This is a genomic window from Egibacteraceae bacterium (genome assembly GCA_040905805.1).
Lineage (GTDB): Bacteria > Actinomycetota > Nitriliruptoria > Euzebyales > Egibacteraceae > DATLGH01.
In genome coordinates this window covers 1-3,709 of sequence record JBBDQS010000123.1, presented here as the reverse complement: position 1 = coordinate 3,709, position 3,709 = coordinate 1, and the positions used below count along the sequence as shown (strand labels likewise).

Annotated in this window: 4 protein-coding genes; 3 read left to right on the top strand and 1 reads right to left on the bottom strand. The window is 69.5% G+C overall.

Annotation, left to right across the window (positions count from 1 at the left end):
• From WD250_13905 to WD250_13895, 3 genes are all read left to right on the top strand, one after another.
• Window positions 1-263, top strand: a 263-nt coding sequence (locus WD250_13905; protein MEX2621303.1) for an S-layer homology domain-containing protein, incomplete at its 5' end; no start/stop codon positions are given.
• 278 nt (window positions 264-541) lie between these two features.
• Window positions 542-694, top strand: a complete 153-nt coding sequence (locus WD250_13900; GenBank protein ID MEX2621302.1) for a hypothetical protein — start codon at window positions 542-544, stop codon at window positions 692-694.
• A 71-nt stretch (window positions 695-765) separates the two neighbouring features.
• Window positions 766-2,679: a hypothetical protein gene (locus WD250_13895; GenBank protein ID MEX2621301.1), complete on the top strand. Its 1,914-nt coding sequence runs from the start codon at window positions 766-768 to the stop codon at window positions 2,677-2,679.
• 289 nt (window positions 2,680-2,968) lie between these two features.
• On the opposite strand, the gene WD250_13890 is transcribed toward WD250_13895, so the two are convergent.
• The gene (locus WD250_13890) at window positions 2,969-3,091 is read right to left on the bottom strand and encodes a hypothetical protein (GenBank protein ID MEX2621300.1); all 123 of its coding nucleotides are present in this window, start codon (window positions 3,089-3,091) and stop codon (window positions 2,969-2,971) included.
• Window positions 3,092-3,709: the final 618 nt, after the last annotated feature.

The following is a 3,709-nucleotide window of genomic DNA, read 5'->3' as shown; positions in this document are numbered from 1 at the left end:
AGATCACCCGCGCGCAGATGGCCGCGCTGCTCACCCGAGCGCGCAACCTGCCCACGACCCTGCCCGACCCCCGCAGCGGCCTGCTCAGCCGCCCAAGCGACACCTTCACCGACATCGCCACCTCACAACACCGCACCGCCATCAACGCCATCGCCCAAGCCGACATCACCCGCGGCTGCAGCAACAACCGCTACTGCCCCAACCAAGGCGTCACCCGAGCAGAGATGGCATCCTTCCTCGCCCGCACCATGAACCTCGTCTGAACAGGGCGACACGGTCTTGGCGTCCACTCCAAACAGTGCGGCGACTTCAGAGGGAGTGAGCAACTCCACCCGGGTGGGCCCTCGTCATGACGGGTCATGCCTTGCGGGCTGGCGGCACGTCCGCCTGTCTGCCGCCACGATGCCCCCCCAAGCTGGGGGGCGGCACCGCCCCCCAGTCGAGTGTTTTTTCTGCTTTAGATCGCTTTACCCTTGCAGGGACTACCGAATCTTAGTAAAAGGGGCGCGTCAGTAATACCTTATCGAAAGGCTGCAACTATATGCAAGACGCTAATACCACGAATATCATCACTCAGGATGAGCTGGACCAGCAGTCGGTGGTCGCGCTTCCCGCTCGTGACCTCATGCTGGCCGTGACGGTTCTCGGCATCCCGGTGGTCGGTCTGACCGGCGTCGAGGTCAGCATCAGCTAGCCGCCGAGCTCCCCAACAGGGGTGGGCGGCTATGCGCCGCCCACCCCGCCCTCGGCCCGGAAGGTTCATGTATGGATGGCGGCCCGACTGCAGTCGGCTCGAAGACTGGCGAGCGAACGCAGCTGGCTGAGGGCACCGAGCTGCTCGGGGCCTACCAGGGATCGGGATCGATCGCGGTGCCCTATCTGGTGCGCCGCCACGACGGTGCGCTGCTGCAGGTCACCCACCTGATCCACGCCGTGGCGACCCACACCGACGGCAACCGGGGCAACGCCGAAATCGCCGCCCGGGTCGGCGCCGACGTCGGCAGGACTCTGACCGCGCAGGACGTGGCGTACCTGTACGCGGAGAAGCTGCGGCCCGCCGGCCTCCTGCAAGGCGACCCAGACCAAACCCAGGAGCCGTCCGCCAACACCCCGGCGCTGCTCGCGCTCAGCCTGCGCAGCAAGGTCCTGCCCGACCGTTGGGTCAAGGTCGCAACCGGTCTCCTCACGCCGCTGTTTTGGTCACCGGTCGTCCTGGCCGTACTCGCCACGGTCAGCGGGGTGAGCGCCTGGCTGCTCGTCGGCGCGCACGTCAGCCAGGGGATCGCGCAGGTGCTCGCCACCCCCGCTTGGCTGCTGGTCGTGGCCGGGCTGACGATCCTCTCGGGCGGCTTCCACGAACTGGGCCACGCCACCGCCTGTCGCTACGGGGGAGCCCGGCCGGGGGTCATCGGCGTCGGCCTCTACCTGATCTGGCCGGCGTTCTACAACGACCTCACCGACTCCTACCGGCTGAGTCGACGGGGCCGCCTGCGCGCGGACCTCGGAGGCGTGTACTTCAACGGCGTGTTCATCCTCGCCCTCGCGGCCGCCTACGGGGTCACGGGATTTCGGCCCCTGCTCGTCGCGATCGCCGTGCAATACCTCGTCGTGTTCCACCAGTTCATCCCGTTCCTGCGCCTCGACGGCTACTACCTCGTCAGCGATCTCACCGGCGTGCCCGACCTGTTCGCTCGGATCCGCCCGGTCTTGTCGAGCCTCGCCCATGGCCGCCGGCCGAACACCACGCTGTCAGACCTCAAGACCGGAGCACGCATCGGCGTGGTCGCCTGGGTCCTGCTGACCGTCCCAGCCCTGCTCGCCGGCATGGCGCTGCTGCTTGCACGCCTGCCCGTGGCCGCGGCCATGGGCCGGGCGTCCTTCACCGAACACAGCGCCCTGTTCATCGCCGCGTGGCGGGCCGGCGATCCCGCCGGCGCCGCCGTCAGCTCGTTGCAGCTGATCGTCTTGCTGCTGCCGCTCGTCGGGATCACGGTGAGCGGCGCGCGGCTGGGCGCCTGGGCCGTCCGCCGCCGCCGCAACGCCCACGTCACACCCCAGGATCATCGGCTGCCAGCCACCTGCCGGGTGGCCCCGCCCCCATCTCCGGGGCACCCCACAATCCGGGCGTCCACCGCGCCGTCTCCCCTGACCGCGGCGAACTTGGACTGGCTCCCAGGTCCCCGCCTCTCGGCGGCATGGATCTACCGCTCGTGGCGGTGCGACGCCCCCAACCACATCCCCCCCGCGCTGCAAGACGCCCACCATCCCACGCGGCGACTGAGCCGAGCGGCGTTTCTTCCCCCGACCGCGACGCTGCTCCCACAGCGCCCCCCACCTATCCAGCCGCACACAGTCTCCGGGCCGGCGCCCGCCACCCGCTGGCCGCCAGGGCCATGGCGCCGCCTTGGCCCCCCACTGGCCCTTCTCACACGCGCTCTGTCACACCAGCAGAAACACGACCGCCCTGCAGGGGTGCCGGCAGCAGAGGAGCGGATGTGGTTCCTGCATCCCGAAACCGCCGTACGTGGTGGCGCCCGCCAGCCCGTGTGGCTCATCGAGACCCACCTGCACAACCCTGCTGCATCGCTCCCGACGCCACCGGCCGACCGCAACACGCGAACCCTGCTCTCCCCGGGTGCGATACCGCGATCAGGAGGTCCGACGGAACACATGCGATGAACAGGAACGAAAAGGACCTGCTGACGCCTTCGGAGGTCGCGCAGATCTTCCGCGTGCATCCCAGGACAGTCACCCGCTGGGCCAAGGCTGGGAAGCTGTCCTCCATCCGCGTCCTTCGCAACCACCGCCGTTATCGCGCCTCGGAGGTTCGCCAACTGCTCCACGGCCATGACCACGGACCAGACCAGGCGTGACCACCCACAAGGATCTCGCGCCCGCACGGCCCAGGCAGGGGCCGAACGGCCCCCTGCGGTCGAGGCCCCGGTCGACACCCCTCAGCACGTAGGCGCTACGCCTTGGTGAGGTACGTCGGCAGGTACGCCCCGAAGGCGTCGAACCCCCCGAACGTGAGCGCGTAGAGAGCGGCGAGGTCACGCGCGATCGCCTTGGTCGTCGTCGGATTCGCCGCCATCGTCACGGCGTTCGCACCGCCGATCGGTCCAGCCACCGTCGGGCTGCGGCGGCTTCCTGCCGCCCATCATCATGGGGCTCGTCTTCGAGGTCGCCGGCTCGTTCGCCATCGGCCTCGTGCTGCTTTCCGACTCGCCTTCGTCGGGCTGTCTCCGCCGCGTGGCGGCTGGTCTCCACCAAGGGGAGCCGACGGCCTCAGCTAGTCGCCCGGACGCCGACGGTTGCGCAGAGTCCGCCGACGCGACGACCAGCACGAGGTACGCCACCGACGGGCTCCGGCGGCCCTCCGCAACCTCCAATGGGGGGGAACAGACCGGGACGGGCCGGTCCCTCAGCCCGTCCGCCCTGTCCGGTCGGATCCCCCGATCGGGTCGGCAATCCGGGTTTCTTGGGCCTGGAGGGTCACGTTCTACGCCGAGGAGCCGATCCCTTTCGTACGCGCTCCACCTCGGTCACCACGAAGGGACCCTCCGATGACCGCACAGCCCCTCAGCCGCCTCGCCATCGCTGTCGCCGTCACCACGGCGCTGCTGGCCGGCTTCGTGCCCGCGCTGGCCATCCCCGCCGACGCAAGCAGCCCGGGCAACGCCGAGCGCATCGCCCTGGACCTGCACAACCG

Excerpts from the sequence above, each read along its gene's own strand:
- WD250_13900 (MEX2621302.1), top strand. The coding sequence starts at position 542 with ATGCAAGACGCTAATACCACGAATATCATCACTCAGGATGAGCTGGAC.
- WD250_13895 (MEX2621301.1), top strand. The coding sequence starts at position 766 with ATGGATGGCGGCCCGACTGCAGTCGGCTCGAAGACTGGCGAGCGAACG.
- WD250_13890 (MEX2621300.1), bottom strand. The coding sequence starts at position 3,091 with ATGGCGGCGAATCCGACGACGACCAAGGCGATCGCGCGTGACCTCGCC.